Annotated in this window: 1 protein-coding gene; it reads left to right on the plus strand. The window is 45.8% G+C overall.

Translation table 11 applies throughout. The features are described from left to right. Positions 1–952 (plus strand): coiled-coil domain-containing protein (locus LMC10_RS02115; protein WP_229268799.1); only part of this gene is annotated, 952 nt, incomplete at both ends.

Raw genomic sequence — 952 nt, forward strand, 5'->3', positions numbered from 1 at the left:
GCTCAAGATGCTCATGATACTGCTGTAAATGCTCAAACTGCTGCTGCAGATAAGTTAGCTGCTGCTAAGGCTTATGCAACTGCTAGTGCTAACGTAAACAAGGCTAGCGAAGACTTTGGCAACGCTCAAGCTGCTCAACAAACAGCGCAAAAGGCTGCTGATGAAGCTTTGAATGCCCAAACAGATGCTCTTAACAAGTACAACCAAGCACATCAACTTGAACAAGATGTTGCTAATGCACAACAAGCATTTGATGAAGCCCGCAATGCTCAAACTGCCGCTGCTGACAAACTTGCTGCCGCTAAGGCTTATCAACAAGCTTCTGTTAAGGCAGAAAATGCTGCTAAGGCATTAAACGATGCTAACAACACATTAAGTGCAGCCCAAAAGGCCCTTGATGAAGCCCGCAATGCTCAAACCGCTGCTGCTGACCAGTTAGGTACTACTAACCCTGACATGTCCGCTTTACAAAAGGCTGCTAATGATGCTCAAACTAAGGTTAACGAAACTGGTAACGCCTTAGAAGAAGCCAACGCTGATCTTAAGACTGCTCAAGGTAACTACGATGCAGCTGCCAACCGTCAAACAGTTGCTAGCGATGCTTATACTAAGGCAGAAGCAGACTTGGATGCTGCAAAAGCTGCTGAACAAAAGGCAAAGGATGCTTTTGATGCTGCTGAAGAAGCCTATGTTAACGAACCAAATGAATGGAACGACGCAGCCCAACAACAAGCTAAGGATGCTTGGGACACTGCTTCTGCAGCTGTAACTAAGGCTCAACAAGCATTTGCTGAAGCTAACACTGCATTGAACGGTGCTCAAACAGAAGTAAACGCCGCTGGTGAAACTCTTGAAAATGCCAAGACTCGTCAAAAGACTGCTCAAGATGCTCATGATACTGCTGTAAATGCTCAAACTGCTGCTGCAGATAAGTTAGCTGCTGCTAAGGCTT

It is taken from the genome of Limosilactobacillus reuteri subsp. simiae (assembly GCF_020784875.1).
Classification (GTDB): Bacteria; Bacillota; Bacilli; order Lactobacillales; family Lactobacillaceae; genus Limosilactobacillus; species Limosilactobacillus reuteri_H.